The organism is Paracoccus sp. T5 (assembly GCF_048538155.2).
Classification (GTDB): Bacteria; Pseudomonadota; Alphaproteobacteria; order Rhodobacterales; family Rhodobacteraceae; genus Paracoccus.
Genome location: NZ_CM135809.1, coordinates 1487135 through 1503191, shown reverse-complemented (window position 1 = coordinate 1503191; position 16057 = coordinate 1487135). Strand labels below are relative to the sequence as shown.

General features: G+C 68.3%; 12 protein-coding genes. 5 read left to right on the top strand and 7 right to left on the bottom strand.

The features are described from left to right. Position 1: 1 nt before the first annotated feature. Positions 2 to 1132 carry an FAD-dependent oxidoreductase gene (locus ACNR9W_RS07405; protein WP_419268213.1) on the bottom strand — a complete coding sequence of 377 codons (1131 nt, stop codon included), beginning with the start codon at positions 1130 to 1132 and terminating at the stop codon, positions 2 to 4. 72 nt (positions 1133 to 1204) lie between these two features. Next, positions 1205 to 1627: an RNA polymerase-binding protein DksA gene (gene dksA, locus ACNR9W_RS07400; protein ID WP_419268212.1), complete on the bottom strand. Its 423-nt coding sequence runs from the start codon at positions 1625 to 1627 to the stop codon at positions 1205 to 1207. A 173-nt stretch (positions 1628 to 1800) separates the two neighbouring features. Between dksA and ACNR9W_RS07395 the strand changes: the two genes are divergently transcribed. Beyond that, positions 1801 to 2643 (top strand): AAA family ATPase, encoded by an 843-nt coding sequence (locus ACNR9W_RS07395; RefSeq protein WP_419268211.1) that lies wholly within the window; start codon positions 1801 to 1803, stop codon positions 2641 to 2643. A 91-nt stretch (positions 2644 to 2734) separates the two neighbouring features. Then, complete coding sequence (locus ACNR9W_RS07390; RefSeq protein WP_419268210.1) at positions 2735 to 4021, top strand: O-acetylhomoserine aminocarboxypropyltransferase/cysteine synthase family protein; 1287 nt, start codon at positions 2735 to 2737, stop codon at positions 4019 to 4021. Between the two features lie 45 nt (positions 4022 to 4066). Here the strand turns inward: ACNR9W_RS07390 and ACNR9W_RS07385 are convergent, their stop codons facing one another. After that, a complete protein-coding gene (locus ACNR9W_RS07385; protein ID WP_419268209.1) occupies positions 4067 to 5035 on the bottom strand; it encodes an SIMPL domain-containing protein in 969 nt (322 codons plus the stop codon). A 201-nt stretch (positions 5036 to 5236) separates the two neighbouring features. On the opposite strand from ACNR9W_RS07385, the gene ACNR9W_RS07380 reads away from it, so the two are divergent. Beyond that, positions 5237 to 8275, top strand: coding sequence for a hypothetical protein (locus ACNR9W_RS07380; protein WP_458478705.1), 3039 nt, complete (start codon positions 5237 to 5239; stop codon positions 8273 to 8275). A gap of 26 nt (positions 8276 to 8301) precedes the next feature. On the opposite strand, the gene ACNR9W_RS07375 is transcribed toward ACNR9W_RS07380, so the two are convergent. Further along, on the bottom strand, positions 8302 to 9321 hold the full coding sequence (locus ACNR9W_RS07375) for a TraB/GumN family protein (protein ID WP_419268207.1): 1020 nt from the start codon (positions 9319 to 9321) through the stop codon (positions 8302 to 8304). Between the two features lie 191 nt (positions 9322 to 9512). On the opposite strand from ACNR9W_RS07375, the gene ACNR9W_RS07370 reads away from it, so the two are divergent. Beyond that, entirely contained in the window at positions 9513 to 9800 is a 288-nt protein-coding gene (locus tag ACNR9W_RS07370; protein WP_419268206.1) for a co-chaperone GroES, read from the top strand. Positions 9801 to 9841: 41 nt separating this feature from the next. Further along, positions 9842 to 11485 (top strand): chaperonin GroEL, encoded by a 1644-nt coding sequence (gene groL / locus ACNR9W_RS07365; protein WP_419268205.1) that lies wholly within the window; start codon positions 9842 to 9844, stop codon positions 11483 to 11485. A gap of 85 nt (positions 11486 to 11570) precedes the next feature. Here groL and ACNR9W_RS07360 read toward each other — a convergent pair whose 3' ends face one another. Genes ACNR9W_RS07360 through ACNR9W_RS07350 form a run of 3 tightly spaced genes read right to left on the bottom strand, consistent with a single transcriptional unit; the run spans position 11571 to position 16047 of the window. Beyond that, on the bottom strand, positions 11571 to 13094 hold the full coding sequence (locus tag ACNR9W_RS07360) for a Ppx/GppA family phosphatase (protein WP_419268204.1): 1524 nt from the start codon (positions 13092 to 13094) through the stop codon (positions 11571 to 11573). A gap of 54 nt (positions 13095 to 13148) precedes the next feature. Further along, positions 13149 to 15314, bottom strand: a complete 2166-nt coding sequence (locus tag ACNR9W_RS07355) for an RNA degradosome polyphosphate kinase (RefSeq protein WP_419268355.1) — start codon at positions 15312 to 15314, stop codon at positions 13149 to 13151. 28 nt (positions 15315 to 15342) lie between these two features. Beyond that, positions 15343 to 16047 (bottom strand): P-loop NTPase family protein, encoded by a 705-nt coding sequence (locus tag ACNR9W_RS07350; RefSeq protein WP_419268203.1) that lies wholly within the window; start codon positions 16045 to 16047, stop codon positions 15343 to 15345. Positions 16048 to 16057: the final 10 nt, after the last annotated feature.

The window sequence follows — 16057 nt, the reverse complement described above, 5'->3', positions numbered from 1 at the left end:
CTCAGGGGTGCTGCGCCACCGGGTCGTGGTCGTAGAGCCAGTCGAACCTGCCCGGCATGAAGGAGGGCGCGACCCGCCCCGCCAGCCGCAGCACCCCGTGCCCCACCACCCGCTTGAGCCCCCCCAAGTGATAGTTGCGGGCGTTGGCATTCGCCGCCTCGACGATGCGCGTCACCCGAGGCTGGCGCGCGGTCTGATAGAGGGCCAGGGCCGCCGCCTGATCCCCGTCGGCATCCAGGCAGGCGGCCAGCACCCAGGCATCCTCGATCGCCATGCCGGCGCCTTGCGCCAGAAAGGGCAGCGTCGGGTGCGCCGCATCCCCCAGGATTGCGCGCCCGTCGTCATGCCAGCGGGCGGCGACCTGATGGCGGAACAGCCCCCAGACATGAACCTCCTCCACGGCCGACAGCCAGCCGGGGACCGGTCCTGCAAATCCTGCAAAGGCGGCGCGGAGGTTGGCCGGGGCGTCGGGATGCGACCAGCCTTCGTCCTGCCAGTCGCGCCGCTCCTGCACCGCCACGATATTGCGAAGGCCGCCTGCCAGCGGATAGCTGACCAAGTGCCGGCCGCGGCCCATGAAGACCTGGGCTTCGGGCTGGGGGGCCACGTCTTCGGCGATCAGCGCGCGCCAGGCGGTCTGGCCGGTGAAAAAGGGAACCTCCTGCCCGTTCAGGGCGGCCCGGATGCGGCTCTTCAGCCCATCCGCGCCGATCACAAGCGGTGCATCGGGGGGCGCGGTCACTTCCTGTCCCGTCCGGATCTGCACGCCTGCCGCCGTCGCGGCCCGGGCCAGCACCGCGATCAGGCGCGCGCGGTGGATCAGCAAAAAGCGGGCCTGCGGGCGGTGCGCCATCAGGTCCATGCGCAGGACCGAGGCGCCTGAGGCATCGCGCAGATGGACGGCACGGTTTCGCAGGCTGCAGCGGTCCAGCGCATCGGACAGGCCAAGCGCCTCCAGCACCCGCACCGCATTGGCCGACAGCTGAATGCCCGCGCCGACTTCGGAGAGGTCTGCCGCGCGCTCCAGCACGGTCACGGCGGCGCCCCGCCGCGCCAGCGCCAGCGCCGCCGTCAGGCCGCCGATCCCGGCGCCCACCACGACCACGGGGCGGTCCCTCAGCACAGCGGCCATGATCTTCCTTTCGCGGGCATGAAAAAGCCCTGCTGATGGATCATCGGCAGGGCCCGGCACATGGTCGCGACATTACTCGTCGCGGTGGACACGTTCCTTGCGCTCGTGCCGCTCCTGGGCTTCCAGGGTCATCGTCGCGATGGGGCGGGCGTCGAGGCGGCGCAGGCTTATGGGTTCACCGGTCATCTCGCAATAGCCGTATTCGCCCGTCTCGATCCGGCGCAGCGCCGCGTCGATCTTGCTGACCAGCTTGCGCTGGCGGTCGCGGGTGCGCAGTTCCAACGCGCGGTCCGTCTCCTCGCTGGCGCGGTCGGCCAGGTCGGGCACGCTGCGGGCGCTGTCCTGCAGGCCTTCCAGCGTCTCGGCCGACTGGTCCAGCAGCTCCTGTTTCCAGGCCTCCAGCTTCCGGCGGAAATATTCGAGCTGACGCTCGTTCATGAAGGGTTCGTCCTCGGCGGGACGATAATCCTGGGGAAGGAAGGTCTGGGCTTTCATACGTCCTCCGGCGGCGCCGGGCGGAGCAAAAATTCCGGCACCTTGCCGGCCCCCTTAAAGTATGACGTGCTGCTTGTCACTAGGCTTGACGGGGCTAATCATGCGTTATCTGCAAGATGCTGCCGCCGACAGGGCAAATTGCGCCAAGCGTCTCACGCAAAAGGAGAGTTTACATGGAGTTCACCGGCACCGACCGCTATGTCGCGCCAGCTGACCTTGCCGTGGCGGTCAATGCGGCCGTCACGCTGGAACGCCCGCTGCTGGTCAAGGGAGAGCCCGGCACGGGCAAGACGGAACTGGCCCGGCAGGTCGCGGCCAGCCTGGGAATGCCCCTCATCGAATGGCATGTGAAATCGACCACCAAGGCGCAGCAGGGGCTTTACGAATACGACGCGGTCAGCCGCCTCCGCGACAGCCAGCTGGGCGAGGCGCGGGTTCACGATGTCGGCAACTACATCCGCAAGGGCAAGCTGTGGCAGGCCTTCGAGGCGCCTGCCAAGGTCGTCCTGCTGATCGACGAGGTGGACAAGGCGGATATCGAGTTCCCGAACGACCTGCTGCAGGAACTGGACCGGATGGAGTTCCACGTCTACGAGACCGGCCAGACGATCCGCGCGGCGCACCGGCCCGTCGTCATCATCACCTCGAACAACGAAAAGGAGCTGCCGGACGCCTTCCTGCGCCGCTGCTTCTTCCACTATATCCGCTTTCCCGATCCCGAGACGCTGAAGGCGATCGTGGCAGTCCATTACCCCGGCCTGAAGCCCCGCCTGCTGGAGGAGGCTCTGTCGCAGTTCGTGTCGCTGCGCGAGGCGCCGGGGCTGAAGAAGAAGCCCTCGACCAGCGAGTTCCTGGACTGGCTGAAGCTGATCCTGGCCGAGGACCTGGCACCCGAAGACCTGAAGCGCGATCCCGCGACGATGCTGCCCCGCCTGCACGGCGCCCTGCTGAAGAACGAACAGGACGTGGCGCTGTTCGAAAAGCTGGCCTTCATGACGCGCCGGCAGGGGCGGTAAGGCCGCCCGCAGGAACCGGCGGCAGGATCATTCCTCGTTGCCGGGGCCGCCCCGCCGCAGATAGGCTGCGCCAAAATCAAGGGAGAACCGAATGAGCGACCAACAGGCTTTCGACACGCAGGCCATCCATGCAGGGGCCGCGGCCGATCCGGCGACGGGTGCGCGGCAGGTGCCGATCTATCAGACGACGGCTTATGCGTTCCGCGATGCTGACCACGCCGCGCGGCTCTTCAACCTGCAGGAGGTCGGCTACATCTATTCCCGGCTGACCAACCCGACGGTTTCCGCCCTGCAGTCGCGGGTGGCGGCGCTGGAAGGCGGCGCGGGCGCGGTCTGCTGTTCGTCCGGCCACGCGGCGCAGATCCTGGCGCTGTTTCCGCTGATGGGGCCGGGGCGCAACGTGGTGGCCTCGACCCGCCTTTATGGCGGCACGGTGACCCAGTTCAGCCACACGATCCGCCGGTTCGGCTGGTCGGCCAAGTTCGTGGACTTTGACGACCCGGAGGCGCTGCGGGCCGCCATCGACGACGACACCCGGGCGATCTTCTGCGAATCGATCAGCAACCCGGGCGGCCATGTGACGGACATCCCGGCCGTCGCGGCCGTCGCCGATGCGGCGGGCCTGCCCCTGATCGTCGACAACACGCTGGCTACCCCTTATCTGTGCCGCCCGATCGAGATGGGCGCGACGCTGGTCGTGCACAGCCTGACGAAATACATGACCGGCAACGGCACGGTCACCGGCGGGGTCGTCGTGGACAGCGGCAGGTTCGACTGGTCCGCCAGCGACAAGTTCCCCAGCCTGTCGGCACCCGAGCCCGCCTATCACGGCATGGTCTTCCACCAGACCTTCGGCAACATGGCCTTTACCTTCCACGGCATCGCAGTGGGCCTGCGCGACCTGGGCATGACCATGAACCCGCAGGGCGCGCATTACACGCTGATGGGGATCGAGACGCTTGGCCTGCGGATGCAGCGCCATGTCGAGAATGCCACCCGGGTCGCGGCCTGGCTGGAACAGGACCCGCGCGTGGAAAAGGTCACCTATGCCGGGCTGGACAGCTCTCCCTGGAACGCCACGGCCAAGCGGCTCTACCCCAAGGGCGCGGGCGCGCTGTTCACCTTTGCGATCAAGGGCGGGTATCAGGCCGCGGTCAGGCTGGTCGATGCGCTGAAGCTGTTCAGCCATGTGGCGAACCTGGGCGACGCGCGGTCGCTGGTGATCCACTCGGCCTCGACCACGCACCGCCAGCTGACCGAGGACCAGCAGCGCGCCGCCGGCGCCGGACCCGAGGTGGTGCGCCTGTCCGTCGGCATCGAGGATGCCGCGGACCTGATCGCCGACCTGGATCAGGCGCTGGCCCAAGCCACGGCCTGAGGCCCGAGATGTGGCGGGGGTCCGGTGACGGACCCCCGGATGCGATCAGTTCGACGGCGCCTCGGGCAGCGGCTCCACGATGCCGGGCACGACGGGTTCGTCGGGCGCCGGGGCACCATCGCCGGGCATCGGCGGCACCACCTCGGGCGCGGCCTCGCCCGCCGGGGCATCGGGGGCAGCATGCATCATGCCCATCCCCATGCCGTGGCCGCCCTTCCCTCTCTCCATCTGGCCGTGTTGGTAGCCGCCCATCATCGGGGCACAGGCCGCGTCGCCGCTCAGCGCGTATTCGATTTCGACCAGGGCCGTCATCTCCATCTCACCCGCCTGGACCGGCACGGAATCGGCCATCGCCGCCTCCATCCGCATCAGCGGGCGCGGCCCGCCGCCGCCGGTCTGCTGGTCGCGCAGCGTCATGACCGGGCCAAGCGTCAGCCCGGCGGCCTCGGCCAGGACCTCGGCCTTGCGGCGCGCCTCGGCCACCGCCTCGCGCCGCGCCTGGTCCAGCGCCTCGGCGCCATCCTCGCGGCTGAAGGTGATGCCGTTGATCTCGTTCGCGCCGGCCGTGACGATGGCATCCAGGACCTCGCCCAAGCGGGCAAGGTCCGACACCCGCACGCTGACCAGGTTGCTGGCCTGATAGCCGGTCACCTCGGGCGCCTGGCCGTCGCCGTAGCGCATCAGCGGGTTGAGGTTCAGGCCCGAGGTCTGGATCTGCGCGGCATCGATCCCGGCGCCGGTCAGCGCCTCGATCACCCCCTGCTGCTGCTGCGATGTCTGCTCCATCGCCGCGGCCGCGCTCTCGGCCTGGCTGGTCACGCCCAGCTGCACCGTGGCCATGTCGGGGGCGATGCGCGACTGGCCTTCGCCGGTGACCGTCAGGCGCGACGGGCCCGACATCGGGCCGCAGGACGTGCCTTGGGGCGCGGCCAGCGCCGGCGTCGTCAGCAGCGCCGCAAGGGCGGCCGAAAGCGCAAGTCCGCGGGTTTTGGAAACACGAAAAATCGATGGCATGGGGGATCCTTTCTGATCGCTCGCCTGATGTCATCTTCATGCCCCGGCGCGGACCTTTCGCCTAGTCCCGGCAGCGGTGAAAGCAATCACAGATGTGCCAGTTCTTCTTTCAACGTTCCACAATTTGCGGTAGTGATGGTCAAGGTCAACGACATCATGCGCAAGCATCGCGTGGTGCAAAAATCGAGCAGCGAACCATCCATGAACCAGCGAGCCGCGCCTCCCGAATTCGCCATGAGCTTTACCCAGGAGGCCGTTCAGCTTGAACGGCGGGACGGACGCAGCTGGCGGCCGCTTGGTCAGGCGCGATTTGCCGGTCGCGACCTGGCCTCGGTGCTGAACGCGCTGCGCGACGAGGCGGGCGGCCAGGCGGGCGAACTGGACACGGTACTTGTCATTCCCGACGACCAGATCCTCTATACCACGCTGACGGTGCCCTTCGGATCGGACACGGCGGCCACCGTCGCCCGCGCGCTGGAGGGGCTGACCCCCTACCGGGCCGAGGACCTGGCCTTCGACTGGTGCCCCGCCCCCAACGGCGATATCGAGACGCTGCGCGTCGCGGCCGTTGCCAAGCGCACCCTGGAAGAGGCCGAGGAATTCGCCCGCGCCCAGGGGTTCCGCCCCTCGGGCTTTCAGGCCCGGCCCGGCGACGACCGCTTTGAGGGCCAGCCGGATTTCGGCCCCACGCGACTGGCGCAGGAACAGTTCAACCGCCGCCCCTTCAGCGAACCGGACCTGAGCCAGGCCAGGGTCACCGCACCGGTCATCGAAGGTGACATCATGCCTGCCGCCGCGCCGGCGGTGGCGGTCTCGCGCATCACGCCCCATGTCGCCCTGCCCCAGGCAGCGCCTGTCGTCGGGGACGCGGCTCCGACCGAGGCGGATGAGGACGCGGCGACCGCGGCACAGACCGGCCCCGTCATCCGGCACGGCCAGTCCGGCCCACTGACGGCCAAGCGCCTGTCGCCCCGCGCCGAAGCGGTCCACAACCGCGCCGCCAGCGCCCGCGCGCAGCGGCGGCCCGAGGATCCGGAGCCTGCGGCGGCCCCAACCCTGGCCGACCGGCTGCGGCACCTTGATCCCGCGCGCCTGCCGGTCATGGTGGGCGGCCTCTTCCTGGTGCTGCTGTTGGCGCTGATTTTCCTGGGCGGACAATCGGAGAGGCAGGCAGTCGTCGAGGCGCCGGCGCCCCAGCCCGCCCCTGTCGAACCGTCCATTGCCGAAGAACCCGCAACCGAACCCGTTGCACCGGCCCCGGCACAGGCCCGATCCACAGCCGCAGTGGAAGAGGAGGCGGTGACCGAACCCCCGCAGCAGCCTACAGCAACAGAGCCCGCACAAGAGCAGGACGCCCTCTCGCGGGCCTTGGCAGAGGCGATGGGTCAGGGTGCGGCCGAGCCCAGCACGACGCCGCTGCCCTTGAAACCCGTGTCATCGGCCAATGCCGAACCCGCAGCGTCCGGGCAGCCGTCCGTCACCGAAGCCGCCGCACCGGAACCCGCCGCCACTGAACCAGAAGCAGCGGCGGTGGCCGAGCCCATCCCCGCTGCGGCCTTGGCAGCGGCCACCGCAACCTCTGCGCTGCTGCCGGCCAATCCCGCCCCAGCCCCGACACCACGACCCACCATCGAACCAGCCGCGACCGCGCCTTCGGCCGCCGAGCGGGCGCCGGCTGCGGCGCCAGTGTCAGCCGCGCCGACCGCTGCGGCCCTCGCCCGCTCGCCTCGTCCGCCGCGTGCCGCGCCCGCTGCCGCTGCGGCCCCTGCTGCCCCGGACAGCCGCCCCGTGGTGCCCTCCAATCCCCTGCCCTTCGAGGCGCGCGCGGCAGCTCAGCCCGCCCCCGTGACCGGCTCGCGTCCGCCGTCCCGGCCTGCAGAACGACCCTCTGCTGCTCCGGCAGCCGCCCTGCCGGCCGCGGCGACCCCGACGGCTGCGCCTGCCGCGCCGCCGGTCAGGGCCAGCCGGGTTGAGGCCCCCGCGCCTGCCTCGGCACGTCCGCCCAGCCCCAGCCGCTCTGCACGGCCGGCTGCGGAAACGCCCGCTGCCGCTCCGCCCCCTGCGCCGGCCCCGGCCCTGTCGGGCAGACCCCCGCAACGCCCGCAGGACCTGTCGTCGCTGGAGGAGGGAAGCGCCCCCGAAGCCACCGAGCCCCGGATGCTGACCGAAGCCGAGCGCTGGCTGATCCAGCGCCAGCTGCGCGACCTGCGCACTGCCCAGGCCGGTTCGACAGGTCTGTCGCCTGCGGAACGCGGCCTGGTCTTCCAGCTGGCCGATGCACGGCCGATGCGCAAGCCGGTCGCGGTTCGCGCGCCCTCGCAACAGGCGGTCGAACAGGCGGTATCGGAGGCGGTGCGCGACCAGCGCCCCGAGAGCCGCAGCAAGCAGACCGCCGCCGCCGCTCCGGCAGCGGGCGGCATGGCCCGTTCGGCCCGTCCCGCCAGCCGCCCCGGCGCGTTGCGCGCCACCGCCACCGCCAGCACCGCGAGCCTTTCGGCGGGTGCTGTTGACGCAGCCATCGCCTCGGCCATCGAGAGCAGTTCGGCCCACCCGGGCAGCGTGCCGCTGACGGCCCTGACCTCTTCCAGCCTTCCCCCACGGCGCGTGGGTTCGACGGCGGGTGCCGTGGCCGCGGCGACCGGCGGTCTTGCCGCCAATGCGATGGTCGCCAGTGCAACACCGGTTGCAGCCGCCATCGCCGCCGCCCCCTCCTCGGCCGATCTGCGGGCCGCGGCCGAGGCGCAGGCCGCCCAGGCCGCGCAAGCCGAACAGCTGCGCCAGGATGCGGAACTTCAGGCGCAGGCCGAGGCCCGGGCGCGATCCCAGGCCGCCGCCGATGCCCGTGCCGAGGCGCAGGCCCGCGCCGCGGCCGAGGCCCGCGCCCGTGCCCAAGCCGAGGCCGAGGCCCGCGCCGCCGCTTCCCGCAACCAGCGCTATCAGCCGCCCGAAATCGACCAGGAACCCGATGTCGTGGCCGCCGTTCCCAAGGCCGCCGTGGGAAGTGCCGCAGCCAGCGCTACGGTCAAGGACGGCATCCGCCTGAACAGCACCCAGATCATCGGCACCATCGGCGCGGGCCAGGCCAGTCGCGCATTGGTGCGGCTGTCGAACGGGCGGGTCCTGACCCTGCGCATCGGTGACCGCATCAACGGCGGGACCATCACGGCCATCGGCGACAGCCGGATCACCTATCAGAAGGGCAACCAGGCCCATGCGCTCGGGGTGCTGAACGGACAATAAGGGCCTGAAAGGGCAGCCTGCACGGGTTACCGCGGCTGGCGCGTGATTGTGAAGCCTTCCTGACGCAGCAGGTTCAACACACCCTGCTCTCCGGGCAAATGCAGGGCGCCAAAGGCCGCCACGACGGGCTTGCCTTCCCGGGCGGCGGCAGTCGCGCCTTCGGTCAGCGGCTCGATCCAGTCCTGGTTGCGCTCGTCCATCATCCGGGTCTGCGCAAAGGCGATCTGGCGGTCGACCTCGTCGCGCGGCAGGCCGGAATTGGCATAGGCGTCAAAGTGGCCAAATTCCCAGATCTTCCAGACATCTTCCTCGAAATAGGCGTCCGTCAGCGTCACCGCATAGTCGTCGGCATGGGCGGCGGCAGGCAGCGCCGCGCGGATCATGTCCAGCTCCTGCCCGGGCGTCATGTCCGCGAACAGCGTGAAGACCGTGTCCCAAGGCTCCAGCGCGCGGACCGGGATCCGCACGGCCTCGGCCTCCGCGATCAGCAGGTGATCAAGGCCGCCGGTCTCTCCGTCCTGCTCGGCCATGATGCGGATCATGCAGGGAGAGATGCCCAGCATCATCGCGACATACCAGGGCCGCATCCGCGAGACGAGAACGGCCGGGGTGCCGCGATCCGACATCGCCTGCGACAGGGCCTGCCATTCGGGCGGGCTCAGCCGTTCGGGCAGCGTCGGGCCGGTCGGGTCGACCATCAGGGTCGGATCCTCGGTCAGGGCGCGGGTCAGGCGCGCCTCCTCCTCGGGGCCGGCCTCGACATACAGCGCGGCGGCCTCGGCGATCAGCGGGCGCAGCCGGTCCAGCGTCTGCTGATGGCGCGGATCACCGAAATGGTAGGTGCCGACCAGGATGATGCGCTGGTCCTCCCGCACCGCCTCAAACAGGAGGCCCCGGCGGAAGGGCACGTCGCGGGTCGCGGCCTCGATCTGGTCCAACTGATCGGCCGGCATGGTGCGAAAGAGGTTCCGGCCCTCGCATTGCGCCCCATGGACCGCACCTGCGGAAGACATCGCCAGGAAAAGGGCAAAAAGGGCATGTCGCATGGGGATTTCTTCCGTCTTAGATGCGGGCGCAACCTGCCACAGATCCCCGCCACGGGCCACCCGTCCCTCCAAAACTTCGCCGGTCCCCGGTTGACAGACAGGTGATCAAAAGCTAAATCAGCGCCATTGGCACTCATCGGTGGTGAGTGCCAACAGCGAAACACTGTAACCTGAGACATCGGAGTGTTCACATGGCATTCAAACCGCTGCACGACCGCGTTCTGGTCCGCCGCGTCCAAGGCGAAGAAAAGACCAAGGGCGGTCTGATCATCCCCGACAACGCCAAGGAAAAGCCCGCCGAGGGCGAGATCATCTCGGTCGGCGAAGGCGCGCGCAAGGACTCGGGCGAGCTGATCGCTCCGTCGGTCAAGACCGGCGACCGCGTGCTGTTCGGCAAATGGTCGGGCACCGAGGTGACGGTCGATGGCGAAGAGCTGCTGATCATGAAGGAAAGCGACATCCTGGGCGTCATCGCCTGATCTCGCACCCCTTCCTTCAACGATAAATTCAGGAGAATCAAATGGCTGCGAAAGAAGTCAAGTTCAGCACGGATGCACGCGACCGCATGCTGAAGGGCGTCAACATCCTGGCGGATGCCGTCAAGGTGACGCTTGGCCCCAAGGGCCGCAACGTGGTGATCGACAAGTCCTTCGGTGCCCCGCGCATCACCAAGGACGGCGTCTCGGTCGCCAAGGAAATCGAACTGTCCGACAAGTTCGAGAACATGGGCGCCCAGATGGTCCGCGAAGTCGCTTCGCGCACCAATGACGAGGCCGGTGACGGCACCACGACCGCCACGGTCCTGGCCCAGGCCATCGTCAAGGAAGGCATGAAGGCGGTCGCCGCCGGCATGAACCCGATGGACCTGAAGCGCGGCATCGACCTGGCCACCTCGAAGGTCGTCGAGGCCATCAAGGCCGCCTCGCGCCCCGTGAACGACAGCGACGAAGTCGCCCAGGTCGGCACCATCTCGGCCAACGGCGAAGCCCAGATCGGCCGTTTCATCGCTGACGCGATGCAGAAGGTCGGCAACGAGGGTGTCATCACCGTCGAAGAGAACAAGGGGATGGAGACCGAGGTCGAAGTCGTCGAAGGCATGCAGTTCGACCGCGGCTACCTGTCGCCCTACTTCGTGACCAACCCCGAGAAGATGGTCGCCGAGCTGGAAGACGCCTATATCCTGCTGCACGAGAAGAAGCTGTCGTCGCTGCAGCCGATGGTTCCGCTGCTGGAAGCCGTGATCCAGTCGGGCAAGCCGCTGATCATCGTGGCCGAAGACGTCGAAGGCGAGGCCCTGGCCACGCTGGTCGTCAACAAGCTGCGCGGCGGTCTGAAGATCGCAGCCGTCAAGGCACCGGGCTTCGGCGATCGCCGCAAGGCCATGCTGCAGGACATCGCGATCCTGACCGGCGGTCAGGTCATCAGCGAAGACCTGGGCATGAAGCTGGAGAATGTCGGCATCGACATGCTGGGCCGCGCCAAGAAGGTTTCGATCAACAAGGACAACACCACCATCGTCGATGGCGCCGGTGAAAAGGCCGAGATCGAAGCCCGCGTTGCCCAGATCCGTCAGCAGATCGAGGAAACCACCTCGGATTACGACAAGGAAAAGCTGCAGGAGCGTGTGGCCAAGCTGGCCGGCGGTGTTGCCGTGATCCGCGTCGGCGGCATGAGCGAGATCGAAGTCAAGGAACGCAAGGACCGTGTTGACGATGCGCTGAACGCGACCCGTGCGGCCGTTCAGGAAGGCGTTGTCGTCGGCGGCGGCGTGGCCCTGGTTCAGGGTGGCAAGGCGCTGGAAGGCGTGACGGGCGTGAACAGCGACCAGGATGCGGGGATCGCCATCGTGCGCCGCGCGCTGGAAGCTCCGATGCGCCAGATCGCCGAGAACGCTGGTGTCGACGGTGCCGTGGTGGCCGGCAAGGTCCGCGAATCCTCGGACAAGGCCTTTGGCTTCAACGCGCAGACCGAAGAATATGGCGACATGTTCAAGTTCGGCGTCATCGACCCGGCCAAGGTCGTCCGCACCGCGCTGGAAGATGCATCCTCGGTGGCCGGCCTGCTGATCACCACCGAAGCCATGATCGCCGAAAAGCCCGAGCCCAAGGGCCAGGGCGCTGGCGGCGGCATGCCCGACATGGGCGGCATGGGCGGGATGATGTAATCATCCCCCTGCCATCCGGCAGACGGAAAGGGCGCCCCGCAGGGCGCCCTTTTTGCATTGTCGGTTAAAAGGCAGCTTGGCGGGATCAGGTGATCCTGCAGTCCAACCCCATCGATTTGCACAGCGACAGGAAGCGCGCTTCCGCGACCTCGCCCATCAGCTGTCGGCCGGTGCCGGTCAGGCGCAATTCCAGCAGTCCATCCGGACTGGGATGCAGCTTGGCGGCATCGGCGGGGTCGTCAATGGCGAACATCGCGCCGAAACGCATGGCCTTGCCAAGGATCTCGGCCTCCCGGATCTGCTCCGCGTCCAGCAGTTCGAACAGCGGCGCCATCTGCGACTGCGCGCGGCTGTTCTTGTAGCGGTGCAGCAGCGCCAGCCCCAAAAAGATCCGTTCGGGATGGCTGAGCGCGGCCATGTTGGCGCGGGTCACATTGTCGAAACAGGCCTCGGCCCGATAGTCGGGATGCGCACGCCAAGCCGTATCGTGCAGAAGGCAGGCCGCGCGATAGAGCCGGTCGCGTTCGGGCGGCAGGTCCGGGAACAGCGGCAGCAGGAAATGATAGAGCTTCTTGCCGAAACCGGGCAGCCGCGCCATCTGCTTTTCAGTGAAGCGGGCGGCCTCGATCAGCGGATCGCGGCGGCGCAGCGTGTCCGACATATGCTCGTAAAGAAGGCCCTCGCGGATCCCATAGCTGGACACGGCCAGTTCGGCGGGCCGGAACACCTCGATCAGCTGCGACAGCACCTGAGAGGCCAGCGGCACCAGTTCGATCCGCGACGACGAGATGCCGACCTTGGCACGCAGCGTGTTCAGGTCGTGCTTGCCGATCCAGTCCACCGTCTTGGCCACGGCGTCGGGCGTCATGCGGTATTCGTGCAGCACCGTCATCGGATAGCCGCTGCGCTCCATGTCCAAGCGCGCGATGGCCCGCCACGAGCCGCCCACCAGGTAGATGCGTTCGTGGCCGGTGCCCATCTGCTCGGCAAGGCCTGCCAGGATGCCGGCGATGTGGTCGCGGAGCTTCTCCGGGGGAACCTGCTGCAGCCGGAACGGCCCGAGCGGCGAGGTCACGCGCCGGCCCACCTTGCCCGCCTCGACCTCGGCCAGTTCCATGGAGTTTCCGCCGATGTCGCAGACCAGCCCCTTGGCGTCCGGCCAGCCCAGCAGCACCCCCTGCGCCGACAGCCGCGCCTCTTCCTCGCCGTCGATGACCCACATCTTCATGCCGGTCTCGCGCTCGACATGCGCCTGGAAAGCGGGGCCGTCCTCGGCCTCGCGCACGGCGGCGGTCGCCACGCAGGTCAGCGGCTCGATATTCATGCTGCGGGCCAGCGCGGCAAAGCGCGCCAGCGCCGAAAAGCCCCGCTCGACCCCCTTCGGGTTCAGGCGTCCTGTGCGGGCCATGTCCTGGCCCAGGCCTGCCATGACCTTTTCGTTGTAGAAATAGGCCGGCGACCGCGCGGCCCCGTCGAACACCACGAGCCGGATCGAGTTCGAACCCACATCCACGATCCCCACCCGCGTCAGGGCACGCTTTGGCAGCTTGCGCAGCTTGTTGCCGAATGGCTCGATCGTCTGGCCACTTGTCGTCCGCACGCCGTTCATCTTCACGCCCTTCACCATATTCTGCCCGCTTCCTGCCCCGCAGGGGGCAAAGCGTCAATCCGCCGAATGGGTCAGTGCCGGAACGTCTCGGGCGCCGGCCGTTCCCCGTCCGGAGAGTGACGGATTTTCCATGAAAAAGCGGTGACAGTTGAACAGGTCGTCACGGGCTTCCGGAAGATATCGCAGAAAGCGGCCATCGGGTTGCAACAGCCAGCTCTGGGCCTCGTCTGCCATGTTCGCCGCCATGACCTGATTGACGATCTGCGCCTTGACGGTTTCATTGACGCATTCGACCAGCGTCTCGACCCGGCGGTTCAGGTTGCGGTCCATCCAGTCGGCCGAACTGATGAATACCCGCGCCTTGGGCGAAGGCAGCCCGTGGCCGCTGCCAAAGCAGACGATCCGGGAATGCTCCAGATAACGGCCGACGATGGATTTCACGCGAATATTCTCGGACAAGCCCCTGACACCCGGGCGAATTCCGCAGATGCCGCGGACGACCAGGCTGATCTTGACCCCCGCCGCGCTGGCCGCATAGAGCGCCTCGATCACGTCCTTTTCGATCAGGGCATTCATCTTGGCCCAGATCGCGGCAGGCCGACCCTGACGGGCATATTCGGCCTCGCGCCCGATCAGGTCGATCAGACGCGACTTGAGGTCGATGGGCGAGATCGACAGGTTCTCCAGCCCGGCCGGTTGAACATATCCGGACAAGTAGTTGAAAACCTTGGTCGCATCCCGCCCAAGCGCCGGATTGCAGGTGAACAGCGACAGGTCGGTGTAGATGCGTGCCGTTATCGGATGATAGTTGCCGGTGCCATAATGGGTATAGGTCACCAGGCCGTCGCCCTCGCGCCGGACGATCGTGCTGATCTTGGCATGGGTCTTGTAGTTGACAAAGCCATAGACGACATGCGCGCCCGCCCGCTCCAGCCGACGGGACTGGCGGATGTTGGCGGCTTCGTCAAAGCGCGCCTTCAACTCGACCAGCGCGGTCACGGACTTGCCGGCCTCTGCCGCCTCGCAAAGCGCGTCGACGATGGGGCTGTCGCGGCTGGTGCGGTAAAGCGTCTGCTTGATCGCCAGGACGTCGGGATCGCGCGCCGCCTGCGCCAGAAAGCGCACCACCATGTCGAAGGTCTCGTAGGGATGGTGCAGCAGCATGTCCTTGTGCCGGATTGCCGCGAACATGTCGCCGCCATGGTCCTGCACCCGCTCGGGCACGCGCGGGATGAAGGTGGGCCACATCAGGTCGCGGCGACTGTCCAGGACCAGTTCGGCAAGGTCCGCCATGCCCAGCAGGCCCTCGACCTCGACCACCTCGTCCGGGCTGACCTCCAGCTCCTCCATGATCAGGCGGCGCAGGCGCAGCGGCGATCCTGACGTGATCTTGAGGCGGATGACGCTGCCCCTCCGGCGGCGCTTCAGTGCGGTCTCGAATTCGCGGACCAGGTCCTCGGCCTCTTCCTCGACCTCCAGGTCGCTGTCGCGCAGCACGCGAAAGCTGCAATGGCCGACATCGCGGTAGCCCGGAAACAGGCTGGACAGATGCATCAGCAGCAGATCTTCCAGCCGCAGAAAGCGTTCGCCCCCCGGCAGGGGCACAAAGCGCGGCAGCTGCGCGGGGATCGGCAGCAGCGCCTGCATCTGCCGGCCGTCGGTCTCGCGCGCCAGTTCCAGCGCCAGGGAAAAGCCGGTGTTGGGGATGAAGGGAAAGGGATGGGCAGGGTCGATGGCCAGCGGCGACAGGACCGGGAAGACCCGGTTCTCGAAATGATCGTGCAGGAATTCTTCCTCGGCCCGTGTCAGGCGCTGGCGGGACAGGATGACGATGCCCTCCTGCTCCATCTCGCGCCGCAGCGCGTTCCAGACGCCCTGCTGCGCCCCCATCAGGCGGCGGGCGTCGGCGTTGATCAGGGACAGCTGTTCCGCCGGGGTCAGCCCGTCATCCGAGGGCGTGGTGTTCCCCTCGCGCACCAGTTCGCGCAGGCCGGCCACGCGCACGGTGTAGAATTCGTCCAGGTTGGTCGCGCTGATCGACACGAAGCGCAGTCGCTCCAGCAGCGGCACCCGGGGATTGCGCGCCTCGTCCAGCACGCGCCAGTTGAAGGACAGCCAGCTGAGTTCGCGGTTGAAGAAACGGCCGCCGCCGTCGGGCAGGCCCTCCGGCAGGTCCTTGGGTTCGGGAAAGGGAGAGCGGAGAAAATCGGCCTGTGTCATGGTGATCCGGTCTGCGGGGGTGGCCGGATCATGCGTCACGCTCGGTCAGCTTGTCCAGAAGCTCTGCGGCGATGCGGCGCGTCACGGGACCCTTCTGGGCCATGGCCGCATGGTCCATGGCCGTCACCAGCCGGCGCGCCAGGCCCAGGTCCCGATCGGTGTGCAGGACCAGCCAGTCGATCAGCCCGGCAGGCACGGACAGCTGGCGGTCCGCGAACAGCTTGACCAGCACGGCGGCCAGCAGCGCCTCGTCGGGCGGGCCCAGATGCACCTGCGGCATCGCGTCCATCCGGCTTCGCAGGTCCGGCAGCACCAGGCCCCAGTCCCGGGGCGGCGTCCGCGCTGTCAGCAGCAGCAGGCAGTCGCGCGGCGCGCAGAGGTTCCACAGGTGGAACAGCGCCTGTTCGGCCCCGGCCGCAAAGCCCGCGTGATCGGCATCCTCGACCACGACCGCCCCGCCCTCGGCCGCCAGCAGGTCGGCGGCATCGGGCCGCAGCGCCGCGGCCGAGATGCGGCGTGCGCCGTTCTCGGCCGCCCAGAAGGCTGCCAGATGGGTCTTGCCCGAGCCCTCGGGTCCGACCAGCAGCATGCGCCCCTGCGGCCAGTCCTGCGGCCGGTCCAGCGCCGCCAGGGCCGCGTGGTTTGCCGGCGCGGGCAGGAAATCGGCCCGCGCATGCGCGGGCGGCGTCGTCAGGTCAAGCGTCAGCTGTCGCGAGAGGGGGAAACGGGTCACGCGGTCTGGG